12 protein-coding genes and 1 pseudogene are annotated in these 15317 nt (G+C 63.4%); 8 read left to right on the top strand and 5 right to left on the bottom strand.

The window, feature by feature from the left end; translation table 11 throughout:
* Positions 1–7: 7 nt before the first annotated feature.
* From L0D18_RS10545 to L0D18_RS10535, 3 genes are read right to left on the bottom strand one after another with little or no spacing between them, the layout of a single operon-like run.
* A complete protein-coding gene (locus L0D18_RS10545; RefSeq protein ID WP_243028923.1) occupies positions 8–445 on the bottom strand; it encodes an MOSC domain-containing protein in 438 nt (145 codons plus the stop codon).
* The gene (locus L0D18_RS10540) at positions 442–846 is read right to left on the bottom strand and encodes a sulfide dehydrogenase (RefSeq protein WP_243028922.1); all 405 of its coding nucleotides are present in this window, start codon (positions 844–846) and stop codon (positions 442–444) included. The genes L0D18_RS10545 and L0D18_RS10540 overlap by 4 nt, the downstream gene beginning before the upstream one ends.
* 16 nt (positions 847–862) lie before the next feature.
* On the bottom strand, positions 863–2065 hold the full coding sequence (locus L0D18_RS10535; RefSeq protein ID WP_243028978.1) for a molybdopterin-dependent oxidoreductase: 1203 nt from the start codon (positions 2063–2065) through the stop codon (positions 863–865).
* A gap of 260 nt (positions 2066–2325) precedes the next feature.
* Between L0D18_RS10535 and mutS the strand changes: the two genes are divergently transcribed.
* The gene (gene mutS, locus L0D18_RS10530; RefSeq protein ID WP_243028921.1) at positions 2326–4752 is read left to right on the top strand and encodes a DNA mismatch repair protein MutS; all 2427 of its coding nucleotides are present in this window, start codon (positions 2326–2328) and stop codon (positions 4750–4752) included.
* A complete protein-coding gene (gene mutL / locus L0D18_RS10525; RefSeq protein WP_243028920.1) occupies positions 4749–6368 on the top strand; it encodes a DNA mismatch repair endonuclease MutL in 1620 nt (539 codons plus the stop codon). The genes mutS and mutL overlap by 4 nt, the downstream gene beginning before the upstream one ends.
* On the opposite strand, the gene rraA is transcribed toward mutL, so the two are convergent.
* On the bottom strand, positions 6262–6756 hold the full coding sequence (gene rraA / locus L0D18_RS10520) for a ribonuclease E activity regulator RraA (RefSeq protein WP_243028919.1): 495 nt from the start codon (positions 6754–6756) through the stop codon (positions 6262–6264). The genes mutL and rraA overlap by 107 nt on opposite strands.
* Before the next feature lie 71 nt (positions 6757–6827).
* On the opposite strand from rraA, the pseudogene L0D18_RS10515 reads away from it, so the two are divergent.
* The 6 genes and pseudogenes from L0D18_RS10515 (at position 6828) to L0D18_RS10485 (ending at position 14546) form a co-directional block, all read left to right on the top strand.
* A pseudogene (locus L0D18_RS10515) lies at positions 6828–7746 on the top strand (transposase).
* 224 nt (positions 7747–7970) lie between these two features.
* Entirely contained in the window at positions 7971–8948 is a 978-nt protein-coding gene (locus L0D18_RS10505; RefSeq protein ID WP_243028916.1) for a LacI family DNA-binding transcriptional regulator, read from the top strand.
* A gap of 62 nt (positions 8949–9010) precedes the next feature.
* Positions 9011–10243: an ABC transporter substrate-binding protein gene (locus L0D18_RS10500; protein WP_243028915.1), complete on the top strand. Its 1233-nt coding sequence runs from the start codon at positions 9011–9013 to the stop codon at positions 10241–10243.
* 60 nt (positions 10244–10303) lie between these two features.
* On the top strand, positions 10304–11407 hold the full coding sequence (locus L0D18_RS10495; protein ID WP_243028913.1) for a carbohydrate ABC transporter permease: 1104 nt from the start codon (positions 10304–10306) through the stop codon (positions 11405–11407).
* Entirely contained in the window at positions 11407–12762 is a 1356-nt protein-coding gene (locus L0D18_RS10490; RefSeq protein ID WP_243028912.1) for a carbohydrate ABC transporter permease, read from the top strand. Before L0D18_RS10495 ends, L0D18_RS10490 begins: the two co-directional genes overlap by 1 nt.
* Positions 12759–14546, top strand: coding sequence for a glycogen debranching N-terminal domain-containing protein (locus L0D18_RS10485; RefSeq protein ID WP_341474595.1), 1788 nt, complete (start codon positions 12759–12761; stop codon positions 14544–14546). The genes L0D18_RS10490 and L0D18_RS10485 overlap by 4 nt, the downstream gene beginning before the upstream one ends.
* 100 nt (positions 14547–14646) lie before the next feature.
* On the opposite strand, the gene L0D18_RS10480 is transcribed toward L0D18_RS10485, so the two are convergent.
* Positions 14647–15317, bottom strand: a 671-nt coding sequence (locus tag L0D18_RS10480; RefSeq protein ID WP_243028910.1) for an RNA-guided endonuclease InsQ/TnpB family protein, incomplete at its 5' end; no start/stop codon positions are given.

Raw genomic sequence — 15317 nt, 5'->3', positions numbered from 1 at the left:
GGATGGGCTAGACGGTTACCAGGAGCTGCACCGGGTCCCCCACCCGCACCACACCTCCCTCCAGGACCCGGGCGTATAGCCCCCGTCCCCCATAGAGGAGCTTGGGAAGCCTTAAGTCAAACTGGGAAAGGCTGGAGCAAACCGTGCACACGTAGGAGAACGCCAAAAGGGCCTCCCCCACCCTCAGCCGGGCACCTGGGGGAAGGGCATGGGGGTCAAGGTCCAGGAGGAGGTTCTCCCCTAAGGCCCCAAAGGGGAGCTCAATCCCCGCTTCCCTAGCCCTCTCGTAGGCGGGAAGCCCCGCCACCAATACCGCCCGCTCGGGGTCTTTGCCCGCGTGCCGGTCCCCTTTGGCGCCGAAACCGGCAAGGAGCTCCAAGCTTTCCACCTGGGGCTTGGGTAAACCCGAGCCCAGGCCCAGGTGAAGGGAGATAACCCGGTTCATTGCTTGCGCGTCTCTGGGGTGTAGTGGGCTTGGAGATAGGCCAGGATCTTTTCCGCAGCCTCAGCGGGAATAAACTTTTCCCCACCGTAGGTCTTCAGCATCTTGTCCATGGTGGGTTTCCAGTTGGCCAAGGGGGGCTGCATGGGGATGTAGGTCACGCTGTGGCAGATGGAGCAGTAGGCCATGACCAATTCCTTCCCCTCTCCATCAGCAAGCTCGGCAGTATACAAGGGTAGCGGGCCGATGTTTATGGTGGACCCCTCCCCAGCTGCCGCAGGTGCGGGTTGAAGGATGGTTCCCAGATCGCCTTGGGTCCATTGGCCCCGCACCACACCTGGGACCTCGGCCGCGACGAAGCCCAAACCTAAAAGCAGTACCAGCGCAACCAGTTTCTTCTTCATGACTTCCTCCTACTTGCTACTTGGCTGCCAACACCACCACTTCTTGGCGCTCGATCTTGTTCCAGAAATAGCCTCCAGGGTTCCACACAGGGGTATCGGGTTGGACGTTGCCCTTTTCATCCGTGGCCCGCACGGCAATGACGTATTTTCCGGGCTTGGTGGGGCGCCAGGTGTACTCGTAGGTGCGGAAGGAGTATTTGCCGTAATCGGGTCCCAGGAGGGCGGAGCGCCAGGTTTGGCCGTCGTCGGTGGAGACCTCCACCTTGACCACCTTTCCGTACCCGCTGAAGGCTACGCCCCTTATCTTCACCGGCATCCCCACCACCAGGGGGCTGCTCCCATCGGGATCAATGATGAAGGAGCGCACCGGCATCCTGAAGCGGCCGATGGGAACAAACTTCACCTTTCCGGCCGCCACGTCCTCAGGGGTGGTGGAGCCGTTGGGGGTGTCGGGTACCTTGTAGGCCGTGGCCATCCAGAAGTTTTTGTCCTCCTCGGTAAGGGCCCGGATCCAGGTGAGGTGCTTGAGCCAGTAGGTGGCGGTTATACCCGGCACCACCAGGCGAACGGGGAAGCCGTTCAACATGGGCAGGGGTTCCCCGTTCATGAGGTAGGCCACGATGGCTTCCTCAATCAGGGGGTCGTTCACGTCCAAGGACTTCATGAAACGGTGTGACCCCAGGTTCTCCGGTCCCTTGCCTCGTTCAAGGCCTTCAAACTGGATCTGGACGGTTCCGGGCTTTACCCCCGCGGCCTCCAACAGGTCCTTTAGCCGTACCCCCGTCCAAAGGGCGTTGCCCATGGCCCCGTTACCCCATTGCCCACCAGGTACCCTGGGTTGGAGGCGGCTACGGGAGTTGCCGGAGCACTGGTTGACGGCGGCCAGCGAGACGGATCTGAATTTGGTCAGGAGATCTTCAAAGCTAAGCTCCAAGGGACGCTCGAAATTGCCTTCAAGCTTGAGACGCCATTGGGACAGATCAATCTCATTTGGGATTTCATCTAGGTGATAGCGAACATAGAACGCTTCGTTAGGCGTGAAAACGGTTCGGAAGTAGTGCCTTGGTGTTTCCAACTGCACGGGCCTGTCCGTAAGGCGCAGGAGGGGCAGCTTCTGGGGGTAGACGACATAGGGCAGGACCCCATTCCAGTAGGGGTTAGGGCCGGGCCCCGTGAAGGAGGGAAGGGGGGTTTCCGCCTGGGAAGACACCTGGGCCATGCTGGGACGAAGGGCCGCCAGAGCACCTCCTACGCCTAACATTGTGAGAAGCCGCCTGCGATTAATGGGCTTTTCCATTGTTACCCCCTTACTTAGGACAGGGAGTAGCCGCGATGGAATGATGTTTGTCCCTATCCTTCCTTGCATCCTAAGGGGAAACCATTCCCCGGTCAAGTGTGGGTATGCTCTAATCTGTCCCTTGGACAAGAGTTTGTAGGAAAGGCCCTCTATAGGGGTATACCAGGGTTATGCTAGGAGCTATGCTGAAGGGCGAGGGTCCAGGCCCCCTTCCCCCCCTTCTCCAACAATATGTGGAGCTAAGGGACCGGTACCCGGAGTACCTCCTCCTCTTCCAGGTGGGGGATTTCTACGAGTGCTTCGGAGAGGATGCCGAAAGGCTGGCCCGGGCCTTGGGCCTGGTCCTCACCCACAAGTCCAGCAAGGACTTCACCACCCCCATGGCGGGGATTCCCATCCGGGCCTTTGACGCCTATGCGGAAAGGCTTCTCAGGATGGGTTTCCGCTTGGCCGTGGCCGACCAGGTGGAGCCCGCGGAGGAGGCCGAGGGCCTGGTAAGGCGGGAGGTGACCCAGCTCCTCACCCCGGGCACCTTGGTGCAGGAGGCCCTTCTGCCTAAGGAGGCCAACTACCTGGCGGCCGTGGCCACGGGGGACGGGTTTGGGGTGGCCTTTTTGGACGTGTCCACGGGGGAGTTTAAGGGGACGCTCCTTAAGGGCAAAAGCGCCCTTTACGACGAGCTATTCCGCCACCGGCCTGCGGAGGTGCTTTTGGCGCCGGAGTTACGGGAGAACGGGGCGTTTGTGGAGGAGTTTCAGAAGCGTTTTCCGGTGATGCTCTCCCAGGCCCCCTTCGATCCCGTGGGCGAGGGGCCCTTGGCCCTGCGCCGGGTCCAGGGGGCGCTCCTTTGGTACGCCCGCTGGACGCAAGGGGAAGGGTTCTCCCCCAGGCCCTTTCGCCTCTATGACCCTGGGGCCTTCATGCGCCTTTCGGAGGCCACCTTAAGGGCCCTCGAGGTCTTTGAGCCCATCCGGGGGCAGGACACCCTTTTTGGCGTGTTGGACGAGACCCGCACCGCCTTTGGCCGCAGGCTTCTCCAAAGCTGGCTTCGCCACCCCCTGGTGGAGGAAGGGCCCATCCAGGCCCGCCTGGACCGGGTGGAGCGGTTCGTGGGGGAGGGGGCCTTGCGGGAGGGGGTGAGGCGGCTCCTCTTCCGCCTGGCGGACCTGGAGCGGCTTGCCACCCGGCTGGAGATGGGACGGGCAAGCCCCCGGGACCTGGGGTCTTTGCGGCGTAGCCTGGAAATACTTCCGGAGATCACCGCCCTTCTTGGGGAGGAGGTGGTCTTGCCGGACCTGACACCCCTTCTGGAGGAGCTCAAGGCCGCGTTGGTGGAGGATCCTCCCCTAAAGCTTTCCGAGGGGGGGCTTATCCGCGAGGGCTATGACCCCCACCTGGACGCCCTGCGCCGGGCCCAGCGGGAGGGGGTGGCCTATTTTCTGGAGCTGGAGGAGAGGGAGAAGGCGAGAACCGGTATTCCCACCCTTAAGGTGGGGTACAACGCCGTCTTCGGTTACTACCTGGAGGTGACCCGGCCCTATTACGAACGGGTTCCCCCCGAGTACAAGACCGTCCAGACCCTCAAGGACCGGCAACGCTACACCCTGCCGGAGATCAAGGAGCGGGAAAGGGAGCTTTACCGCCTCGAGGCCCAGATCCGCCGCCGGGAGGAGGAAGCCTTTCTGGAGCTTAGGGAAAAGGCCAAGGGGGAGGCCGAGGCCCTCAGGGAAGCGGCCCGGGTCCTGGCGGAGCTGGACGTCTACGCCGCCTTGGCGGAGGTGGCGGTGCGCCAAGGCTACACCCGGCCCCGTTTTGCGGAGCATCTTCGCATCCGGGGGGGGCGGCACCCGGTGGTGGAAAGGCGGACTAGCTTTGTCCCCAACGACCTGGAGATGGCCCACGAGCTGGTCCTGGTCACCGGGCCCAACATGGCGGGGAAGAGCACCTACCTGCGCCAAACGGCCCTCATCGCCCTTCTGGCCCAGATCGGCAGCTTTGTGCCCGCAGAGGAGGCCATCCTTCCCCTCTTTGACCGGATCCTCACCCGCATCGGGGCCTCCGACGACCTGGCGGGAGGCCGGAGCACCTTCATGGTGGAGATGGAGGAGGTGGCCTTAATCCTAAAGGAAGCTACGGAAAGCAGCCTGGTCCTCCTGGACGAGGTGGGGAGGGGGACGAGCTCCTTGGACGGGGTGGCCATCGCCACCGCCGTGGCCGAGGCCCTGCACGCAAGGCGCTGCTACACCCTTTTCGCCACCCATTACTTTGAGCTCACCGCCTTGCCCCTGCCCCGGCTTAAGAACCTGCACGTGGCCGCCAAGGAGGAGGAAGGGGGCTTGGTCTTTTACCACCAGGTCCTCCCTGGTCCCGCCTCCAAGAGCTACGGGGTGGAGGTGGCCCGCATGGCGGGGCTCCCTCGGGAGGTGGTGGAAAGGGCCAAGGCCCTCCTCCTGGTCATGGCTGCCCGGAGGGAGGGGGTGGCCGAGGCGGTGTTGGAAAGGCTTTTGGCCCTGGACCCCAATAGCCTCACCCCCCTCGAGGCCCTCCGCCTCCTCCACGAGCTAAAGGCCTTGGCCCTGGGCACCCCTTTGGATACCATGAAGGGGTGATCCGCATCCTTCCCGAGGAGCTCCGGGGGCTTCTGGCCTGGGGCGAGGTGGTCTTTTCCCTAAGGGATGCGGTGCGGGAGCTCTTGGAAAACGCCCTGGACGCGGGGGCCAGAAGGGTGCGGGTGGAGCTTTTTGGCGGAGGGGAAAGGATCGTGGTGGAGGATGACGGGGAGGGCATTCCCTTCGCCGAGCTTCCCTTGGCGGTGGAGCCCTTTGCCACCAGCAAGCTGGAAGACCCGGACCGGATAACCACCTTGGGCTTCCGCGGCCAGGCCCTCTATGCCCTCAGGCAAGGGGCCCTTCTCCGCATCCGTTCCCGGCCCCGCTACCAGGTGGGCGGGGGGTTGCTGGTGGCCAGGCGGGAGGGGGTGGAGCTTAAGGAGGCGCCGGCCCCTCCGGGGACCCGGGTGGAGGTGGTGGGGTTTTCGGGGAGGGGCTCGGAGCAGGAGGTGGGGGAGCTTTTAAGGCGCTACCTCCTTCACTATCCTTGGCTTTCCCTGGCCTTCTTCGCCGAGGGGGAGGCCCGGCTCCTCTTCCCCGGGGCGGGGCTTAAGGAAGCGGCCCGCCTGGCCTTTGGCCGGGTTTTGGCGGAAAGGCTTCTCCACTTGGAGGGAGAGGCTGGCAGCCTTCGTCTGGAAGGGCTTCTTTCTGGGCCCCAGGCCTCCCGCACCCGGCCCGACCTTCTCTTTCTTGCCATCAATGGCCGCCCCGTGGCCTGGCCCCAAAGGCTCCTAAAGGTGGTGCGCTGGGCCTACCGGGAGCTTTTGCCGGAGGGGCATTTCCCCGTGGGGGTTTTGAACCTCACCCTGCCCCTAGGGGCCTTCCGCCTGCGGTTGGATGCCCGGAAGGAGGAAGTGGAGGTTTCCCAGGAGGTGGAGGCCTTCTTGGAGGAAAGCCTGCGCCAGGCCTTCCAAAGCCAAAACCTGGCCCGAAGCCTTCCCGAGCCCAGGCCCCTTGTGCCCCTGAGTCCGCCCACGCCCTCAGGGCTTCCCAGGCTGCGCTACCTGGGGCAGTTTAGGGAGAGCTACCTCCTGGCGGAGGCGGGGGAGACCCTTTTTGTGGTGGACCAACACGCCGCCCACGAGCGGGTCATCTACGAGGAGTTCCAAAGGCGCCTAAAGGAGGAGGGTCTAGTGGAGCTTCCCTACCCGGTGCTGGTGGAACTTTCCCCCCTAGAGGAGGGCCTCCTTCCGGAAAGGGAGGAGGCCTTGGGGGGCCTCTTTGCCTTTGAGGCCTTCGGCCCGGGAAGGGTCCGGCTCCTTAAGGCCCCGGCCTTTCTTCACCCCTACCCTCTGTTGCTCCCCGAGGTCTTCAAGGAGGCCTTGAAGGGGGAAGGGAAAAGCCTTAAGGAACTCTTGGCCCGTCTGGCCTGTCTGCCCGCAGTCAAGGCAGGGCATCCTTTGGCTCAGGCCCAAGGCCAGGCCCTTCTAGACGCCCTTTTGGGGTGCGAAACCCCCTGGGTCTGCCCCCACGGCCGGCCCACCCTCCTAGCCCTGAAGGAGGAGGACCTCATCCGCCGCTTTGGCCGCCGTCAGGGGGCGAGGGCAGGAGAAGGATCCCGTCCTCGTCTGCTAGAAGAAAGCTTCCCGGGAAAACCGTGGCCCAAGGGAGGCTAAGGGGTGCATCCATCTCTCCCAGCCCCTCCTTGGCGCTTTTCCTGGGGGTGGCCGCCAGGGCCAGGATGCCCAGGGGCACCTCCCGGAGTTCCTCCACATCCCGCACCGCCCCGTGCACCACCACCCCGGCCCAGCCCCTTTGCCAGGCTAGCCGGGCCAGGTTGCCGCCCAAAAGGGCGGTTTTCAAGGAGCCTCCCCCATCCACCACCAGCACCTGGCCGGCTCCTTCCTCCTCCAACATCCTTCGCACCAAGGCGTTGTCCTGGAACACCTTGAGGGTGCGTACCCGTCCTTGGAAGCGGGCCTTTCCGCCAAAGCTCTTGAAGACCATGGGCAGGGTTTCCCCTTGAGGGTTGGCATCGGAAAGGTCCGTGGTCCGCCACGCCATAGGGATATAGTAACCCAAGTTGCTACCTACCCTTGTCCTAGCCGGGCAGGTCCTGAAAAATAGTGGCCACTATGCTGAGACAAGCGATAGTGGCCTTTTGCATCATAGATGATGCCCTCAAGGCCCTGGGACATAGGGACGATCCCCAAGCCAAGGTGCCCACCAGCGCCATCCTCTTTGGGGCCCCTGCACCCCAAATGAACCGCTTTGGGGCCCCTGCACCCCAAATGAACCGCACCCTGGCCATCCTGGCCTCCTTGGAACTTGGCGGCAAGCACGCCAAGGCCCTAGCCTTGGCCAAGGAGCTCCACCTTTTCAGCCACGTCCCCTCACCCAGTCGCTTCAACCGTCGCCTACACCGGGCAAAGCCCTATCTTCTCCCTCTCCTGCACCTGCTATCCCGGGCCTGGCAGAAGCTCCACACCGCCCAAAGCTATGCCCTGGATACCTTTCCCATCCCCGTCTGTGAGAACATCCGCGCTCCAAGGTCTCGCCTGGCCCCGGATGGGGTCTACCGGGGCTATATCCCCAGCAAAAGAACCTTCTTTCACGGCTACAAGCTTCACCTCTTGGTGGATGATGGGCGATTTATCTGCGAGGTGAACCTGAGCCCAGGGAGTTTCCATGACCTGACCTCTTTGGGGCCCCTACCCCAAATGAACCACCTTCTTGCTCCTGCCCCTGGACATCCATGAGGGAAAGGAACTCTACATGGACCGGGGGTACACCAGCTCCCTTTACGAGGACCTGCTCAAGGAGGCCCAAGGCCTCGTGCCCATGCCCATCCGCCAGGTCCGTAGCCGGCGGTATGTACCCCATCTGCAGTGCCTGGCCATCCTGGGGCGGAGGGTGGTGGAGACGGTGGGGAGCATGCTCCATCACCTCTTCCCTAGGCGCATCCATGCGGTTACGGCAGAAGGTTTCGTCCTGAAGGTACTCACCTTCGTCCTGGCCCACAACATCCGACTCATCGCAAATAAGATTGCCTAGGTGGCAACTTGGGTTATCATAGCAAACCTACGACAAAATGTGCCATGTGCCCATGCGGGGCACGTGGGGGGTCCATGTATCCCCGGTTTGAAAACCGGGGGATTATAGCCCCCCACACCCCCCTTTTCTCTAAAGGGCCAAAAAGTCAATGTGGGCCCTGGCCACTTAGCCCTTGACGGGAAGGAAGGTGGGTGCTAAGCTCAGGTTAGCCGTAAACGTTTACGATGATGCGAGATAGGAAGCTCACCATTAAGGAGTTAGCCAGGCTTGCAAACGTTTCCGTTGGTACGGTAAGCCGGGCCCTAAACGACCGTCCCGGGGTGAGGGCCGAAACCCGGGCCCGTATTTTGGAGCTGGCCCGGGCCCATAACTTCGTCCCCAACCTGGCGGCCCGGGAACTTGTGGGACAAAGCACCTTGGTAGGCCTCCTGGTGCCTCCCGGGGTACCCCGGTATACCCCTTACTTCAGCCTCCTCTTGGAGGCCCTGGGGGAGGAGTTATGGCGTCTGGGCCTTAGGGTTGCTGAGGTTCCGGGGGATTCACGGGGGCTGCCTTTGGGCCAGGCCCGGGGCTACATCCTTTTGGGAGCCCATGACCACGATCCCCGGCTAGAGGCTCTGCGTCAACAAGGGGTGCCCTTCGTGCTCATCGGGGTGCAGGAGGGGGTCTTCTGGGTGGCCCCCGACGACGTGGGGGGTGCCTACCAGGCCACCCGGCACCTCCTCGAGCTCGGGCACCGAGCGATCGCCCATGTCACCGGCTACCTGCACCACCAGGCGGGTCGGGAGCGCCTTCAGGGTTACAGGAAGGCCCTTGGGGAAGCGGGCATTCCCTTCCGTCCCGATCTGGTCCTGGACGGCAAGTTTCAGGCCTTGGCCGCCTACCGGGCTGTTAGGCAGGCTTGGGAGCGGGGGGTTCGGTTTACCGCGGTTTTCGCCGCATCCGACGAGATGGCCCAGGGAGCGTGGGCGGCCTTGGAGGACCTGGGTCTTGGGGTTCCCGCCCAAGTGAGCGTGGTGGGCTTTGACGATCTTCCTGAGGTGGGAGAGGGCCTTACCACTGTTCACCAGGACATCCCCATCTTGGCCCGGGAAGCGGTGGCCCTCCTTAAGGAGGCCATGGAGGGGAAAGAACCCTACGGAAAGCGCCTGCCGGTCTGGCTGGTGCCCCGGGGTTCCACGGCAAGGAGGGAGGTGGGATAAGAAGGGAAAAACATGGAGGCTTTCGGCGTAGGAGGCTGCTGAAAGAAGAAAGGAGGAACAACATGAAACGCTGGTTGCTGTTGGCCCTAACCGCGCTGGGTTTGGCGATGGCCCAGACCCAGGTGCGGATATCCGGCTGGGGCGGCCCGGATACAGCGGTGGTGTCCGGTCTCTTAAAGGAGGTGGTCCAGCGCCAGCTGGACCGGGAGAACATCCGGGTGGTTTACGAACCCATTGAGGGAGATTACACCCAGTGGCTTTTTAACGCCCTTTCGGCAGGCACGGCTCCCGATCTCTTCTATGTGGACATCTTCTGGGCGGAAAGCCTCTTTGCCACAGGGCGCGTGGCGCCCCTGGACGCCTACTTCAGCCGAGAAGAGGTCCAAGCCTTTTTGCCCAACCTGGTCCAGGCCTTTACGTACAGGGGCCGGCTTTACGGGATACCCAAGGACTTTAACACCCTGGCCCTCATCTACAACAAGGACCTCTTTGACGAGGCCCAGGTGCCCTATCCCCACCAGCAGGACACCTGGGATTCCTTGGAAGGCAAGCTGCGCCAAGTGCAGACCAGGCTCAAGGACGTGGCGGGGCTTTGCCTGGTGGCGGACTTCGCCCGTTTCGGGGCCTTCGCCTTTGCGACCGGATGGAAGCCCTTTGACGCCCAGGGGCATACGGTCTTGGACCAAAACTTCCGCCGGGCTTTTGAGTGGTACACCGGGTTGGTGCGTCGGGGAGCGGCCCGGTTCGCCCAAGATCTAGGGGAGGGCTGGACGGGTGGGTGCTTTGGTGGGGAGAAGGCGGCGGTGGCCATCGAGGGAGCCTGGATTGCCGGTTTCCTCCGGGATAAAGCCCCCAACCTGCGCTACGGCACCACCTTCCTGCCCTTGGACCCCATGACCAAAAGGCGCGGCAACTTTGTGTTCACGGTATCCTGGAGCCTAAACGCCGCCAGCAAGAACAAGGAGGCCGCTGCCAGAGTCCTTAAGGCCCTAACCTCGCCCCAGGCCCAGCAGTGGGTTTTGGAACGGGGGCTGGCTATCCCCAGCCGCAAGGCCCTAGCGCAGAACCCCTATTTCCAGAGGCCCACCAAGGAGGCGGAGCTGAACCGGGTGGTCTTCCTGGGCTCCACGGCCCAAGGGGGCAACGTCTATCCATTTAGCTTCCGCGGGCTTGGAGGCGACTGGATGCGGCCCATCAACGAAGCCTTAGCGGCGGTGATCACCGGTCAGAAGAGTGTGGACCAGGCGCTAAGGGAGGCCCAGGCGGCCCTGGACCGGCTCACGGGTAGGAGGTAGCCTGGGGCCCTGGGGGGTGGCGCCTGCCGCCCCCCAATACCTTTCTCCAGGAGATGGCCTATGCGCCTAAAAGCCTCGTCCCTTGAGGCCCTCTACGCCCTTCTCCTCCTTTTACCCTTTCTCTTCACCCTCGGCGTCTTTTTCCTCTACGCCTTCCTCCGGGCCATGGTCTTTAGCTTCACCGACTACAACCTCTTCGACCCCCCTAGGTGGGTGGGCCTTGCCAATTACCTGCGCTTGGTACAAGATCCCCTCTTCCTCACGGCCCTAAAGCACTCCTTGGCCTACAGCCTGATCGTGACCACCTTGCAGACCCTCCTGGCCCTTCTCCTGGCCCTGGCCTTGAACCGACCCTTGCGGGGCGTCACCTTTTTCCGCACCCTCTACTACCTGCCCTCGGTGGTTTCCACCGCGGCGGCGAGCCTCCTCCTCCTTTGGCTCTTTCAGCGCACCGGGGTGGTGAACCAAGGCCTCTCATTCCTTTTGGGTTCTCTGCCCTTTTTGGCGTTGGGTTTCGTGCTTTTTGCCCTGGTTCAGGGGCTGGGGGTGGCCTGGTGGCGACGAAGGGGCAGGGCCCTTCCCCTACTGGACCCGGGTCTAGCCTGGGTGTCCCTGGCTCTGGCCCTCCTGGGGGTTTACGTCCTGGTCCAGGTAGGGTGGGTGAGGCCTTGGGAGGTCAGGGTGGACATCCCTTGGCTCACCACCCGCACCACCTTTCTGGGGCTTCCCTATCCCCTTTGGGCCATCATCCTGATGAACACCTACACCACCATCCCCACCTTCATGGTCATCTTGTTGGCTGGGCTCAAAGGCATCCCCAAGACCCTTTACGAGGCGGCGGCCCTGGATGGGGCCAGCCCTTGGGTGGTCCTGACCCGGATCACCCTGCCCCTCCTACGACCGGTGCTCTTTTTGGTGGTAACCCTGGGCCTAATCGGAACCCTACAACTCTTTGACCAGGTCCTCTTCGTGGGCGGGGCTGGGGGGGCTCCTCTAGAGAGCACCATCACCCTGGCCTACTACGTGTACGGGAACGTCTTCCCCCCGGGGGCCTCCCCAAGAGTGGGCCTGGCCTCAGCAGCCGCCTTGGTGCTGGCGGGCCTGACCTTGGCCGTGGTCCTCCTGCAACGGCGCTTCGGGGTAGGGGAGAGGGGGTGGTCCTGATGGAAAAGGCCCGGCGCCTCTGGGTCCGCTTGGCCTGGGCCTACGGCCTTTTACTGGCCTTCGGGGTCTTCTTCGTGGGGCCCTTTGCCATGGGGTTTCTGGCCAGCCTTAAGGCCAATCCCCTGGAGTGGCCCTTCTCCTTCCGGTTTGCCCAGGTGAGCCCCAAAAACTGGGTGGCGGCGTGGCGCCTGGGCCTCGAGGGCGGGGGGAATCCTTGGCTAGGGGGCATGGTTCCGGGGCGGGAGGTGGTCCTGGAGGTGGCCTACTTCAGCCCGGAGGGCCAAGAACCCACCCTTTTGGCCCAGATCTCGCGCAGGAAGCCGGGAGCGGGCATGGGGGCGGTGTTTGAAACCCCGTACGCCGCAGACCACGTGCGCCTGGAGGGGCCCGTGCGGGTAGAGGCCCGGCCAGCCCAGTTGGGGGATCGGGAGGGTATGGTCTACCGTTACCGCTTGCGCCTGTTCTACCCGGGAGAGGGGCCTGTGTTGGAGCGGGTGCCCCTGGACCTGGAGGTTCCCCGGGGGGTTGTCCTGGTGGGCGCCAGCCTGGATCCCACCAGGTTGGAGCGACGGGGAAGGGTGGCCAGCTGGGACAACGTGGTCCCCGGGCTTTTGGGCTACGTTTTTCACAACTACCTGAGGGCCTTCCGGGAAACCCGGAGCCTGGAAACGGGGGAGAGCCTCTTTTTGCGCTGGACCCTGAATTCCTTCTTCCTGGCGGCCCTGAAGGTGCTCACTACCCTTATCTTCGCTTCCATGGCGGGGTACGCCCTGGCGCGGATGCGCTTCCCTGGAAAGCACGCCCTTTTTCTTTTTATGCTCTTTTCCATGATGGTGCCGGCCCAGGTCACCTTCATCTCCAACTACCTCGTTCTTAAGGACGGTATCTTCGGCTTGTCCCGCCTTTTTGGGGTGGAAACCCTCCTCAACACCTACACCGGCCTTGTCCTATCAGGCCTAGTAGGTGCGGGGGCGGTCTTCCTCATGAAGCAGTTCTTTGAGTCCATCCCCCGGGAGGTGGAGGAGGCGGCCCTCATCGATGGGGCCACCCCTCTAGGGATTCTCTTCCGCATCGTCCTGCCCATGTCCACTCCCGCCTTGGGGGCTTTGGCCATTCTCACCTTTCAGGGCACCTGGAACGAGTTCTTCTGGCCCCTGGTGGTCCTGACCAGTCCCCGGGAGATCTACACCCTCCCCTTAGGCCTTCTCTCCTTCCGCAACGCCTACGGCCAGGTGGGGGATTGGGGTCTGATCCTGGCCGGGGGGTTCCTCTCCATGATCCCGGTCTTGGTGCTCTTTGCCCTTTTCCAGCGCTACTTTGTTGAGGGCCCCAGCCTTGGGGCCGTGAAGGAGTGAACGTGGTGCCGCTAAAGGAGGATGACACCTACCTGGTCCTGAACGGGGAGGGGTTTGCCCTGGAGGGGGCCGAGGGGTTTTACCGCCACGATACCCGCTTCCTCTCCCGTTACCGTCTCCGGTTCCGTCCGGAACTCACCCTCCTACAGACCCGCTTCCCGAGGCCGGACCGACTGGTCCAAGACTGGGCCCGATTTGAGGGCCCCGATGGGGAGGTGTACCTGCGGCGGGTCCTGGAGGTGCACCGGGGAAAGGTGGTGGAGAGGCTGGAATGGCGCAACCTCACTGCCCTTCCCCTGGAAGTGGGGGTGGCGTGGGAGGTCCAGGGGAGCTTTGTGGATATGTTCCAGGCCCGTGGCTGGCACGCCCAGCCCAGCCAGAGGGATGGCCTCCACTATCGGGCCCCCGACGGGGTGGAGCAGGGGGTGGCCTTTCTCCCCGAGCCCCCTCCGGAGGGGTTTCGCCTCCAGCTGCCCCCCAGGGGTAGGGGAGAGCTGGTCGTGGAGGTGCGGCTGGAGAGTCCCCTGGAAATGCCCGCCAGGCTACCTGACTACGAGGCCTTTTTGGCGGGCTTTCCCCAGGAGGCGGGGCCTTGGGGCCCGGTGTGGCGCCAGGCGGTGCTGGACCTGAGGGCCCTTTTGTTGGCCACCCCCGAAGGGCCGGTGCCGGCTGCCGGCATTCCCTGGTTCGTGGCCCCCTTTGGCCGGGATAGCCTCCTCACCGCTTTCATGATCCTCCCTTGGGGCAGGGAGGTGGCCAAGGGGGTCCTTCGCTACCTGGCCCGACGCCAGGGCACCGCGTGGGACCCTTGGCGGGAGGAGGAACCGGGGAAGATCCTGCACGAGGTCCGCCTGGGGGAGCTTTCCCGTACGGGGCGGCTTCCCTTTGCCCGTTACTACGGGACCGTGGACGCCACGCCCCTTTTCCTGGTGCTCCTGGGACGCTACTTGGACCTCACCGGCGATCTGAGCCTGGTGCGGACCCTCCGCCCCCACTGGGAGGCGGCCCTTGGCTGGATACAGCGAGCGGATCTGGATGGGGATGGGTTTTTGGAGTTCCAGCCCAGCGGATCGGGCCTAGCGGTGCAGGCTTGGAAGGATTCCCACGACTCCATGAGCCATGGGGACGGGCGGCTCGCCGAGCCACCTTTGGCGGTGAGCGAGGTACAGGGCTACGCCTACGCCGCCTACCAGGAAGCGGCCAAGCTGTACCGGGCCCTGGGGGAGGAGGGTCTTGCGGAGGGCTGGCGCCGGAGGGCGCAGGAGCTCTTCGCCCTCATCCAGGAGAGGTTTTGGCTCCCAGACCTCCGCACTTATGCCCTGGCCCTGGACCGCAACAAGGAGCCCCTTCGGGTAAAGACCTCCAACGCCGGCCATCTCCTGTGGGCTGGGGCGGTGGCCCAGGACTTGGTTCCGGAGCTGGTGGAGACCCTCTTTTCCCCGGAGCTCTGGTCTGGCTGGGGCTTGCGCACCCTGGGAACGGGGGAGGCCCGTTACAACCCCCTCTCCTACCACAACGGTTCGGTCTGGCCTCACGACACGGCCCTGTTTGCGGGGGGCCTTTTCCGTCATGGGCTTCTGGAGCAGGGAAGGAGGGTAGCAGAGGCCTTGAGGGAGCTGGCCCTTTCCCAACCGGATGGCAGGTTGCCGGAGTTGGTGGGCGGTTTTCCCCGTGAGGAAGGGTACCCTCCGGTGCCCTACCCCGTGGCCTGCCGCCCGCAGGCTTGGGATGCGGGGGCGGTGGTGTACCTGTACAGCTTGGAGCGAGGTGTGAGGGTTTGGTAGTGCCCCTTAGCGGAGTGACGACTCCCCGTTCTGGTCAGCCGTAAGGCTATCTTGTAGAACGGGGCTGCCTGATACGGGCTTTTGCCCGTGACCGCGGTTCTCACGGGACGGCCCACGCCGTACCCATCCCCGCAGGCTCCGTCCGAGCCTTAGCCAAGATGTTGATGGCCGCAGCCACATCCCGGTGAAGAGGAGTCCCACAAGAGTGACAGGTGAACTCCCTGACCCAAAGGGGTTTCCTCTCCCGGTGCCCGCACACCGGGCAGTCCTGGCTAGTATGTTTGGGGTCTACCCCCACAACCCGCCTACCAGCTTCCGCCGCTTTGTAGGCGAGGATTTGGAGAAACTGTGCCCACCCCGCATCGTGTACGCCCTTGGCGGTGCAGGAGCGGGCCAGTCCGAGGATGTTCAGGTCTTCGTGAACGATGGTTCCATAACGGTTCACAAGACTCCTGGCAAGCTTGTGGTGGAAGTCTTTGCGCTGATTAGCAATCTTACGGTGTAACTTGGCGATGCTTTCTCTGGCCTTCTTATACCGGTTGCTACCCCTTTTCTTTTGGAAAAGCTTTCTTTGGGCATTAGCAAGCTTGGCCTGGGGCTTCTGGAAGTACCGGGGGGCTTCTATCATTTCGCCCTCCGAGGTGACAAGGAAGTAGGGGTTGGTGCCCAGGTCTATCCCGATAGCTTTTTGATTTTCAGGTAGAGGCTTAGGTTCCGTCTCACAGACGAAGATGATGTACCAGTCATCCCCTTCCCGCTTTACCGTAGCCG

This window comes from Thermus albus, assembly GCF_022760855.1.
Taxonomy (GTDB): domain Bacteria; phylum Deinococcota; class Deinococci; order Deinococcales; family Thermaceae; genus Thermus; species Thermus albus.
This window is presented reverse-complemented; position numbering and strand designations above follow the sequence as displayed.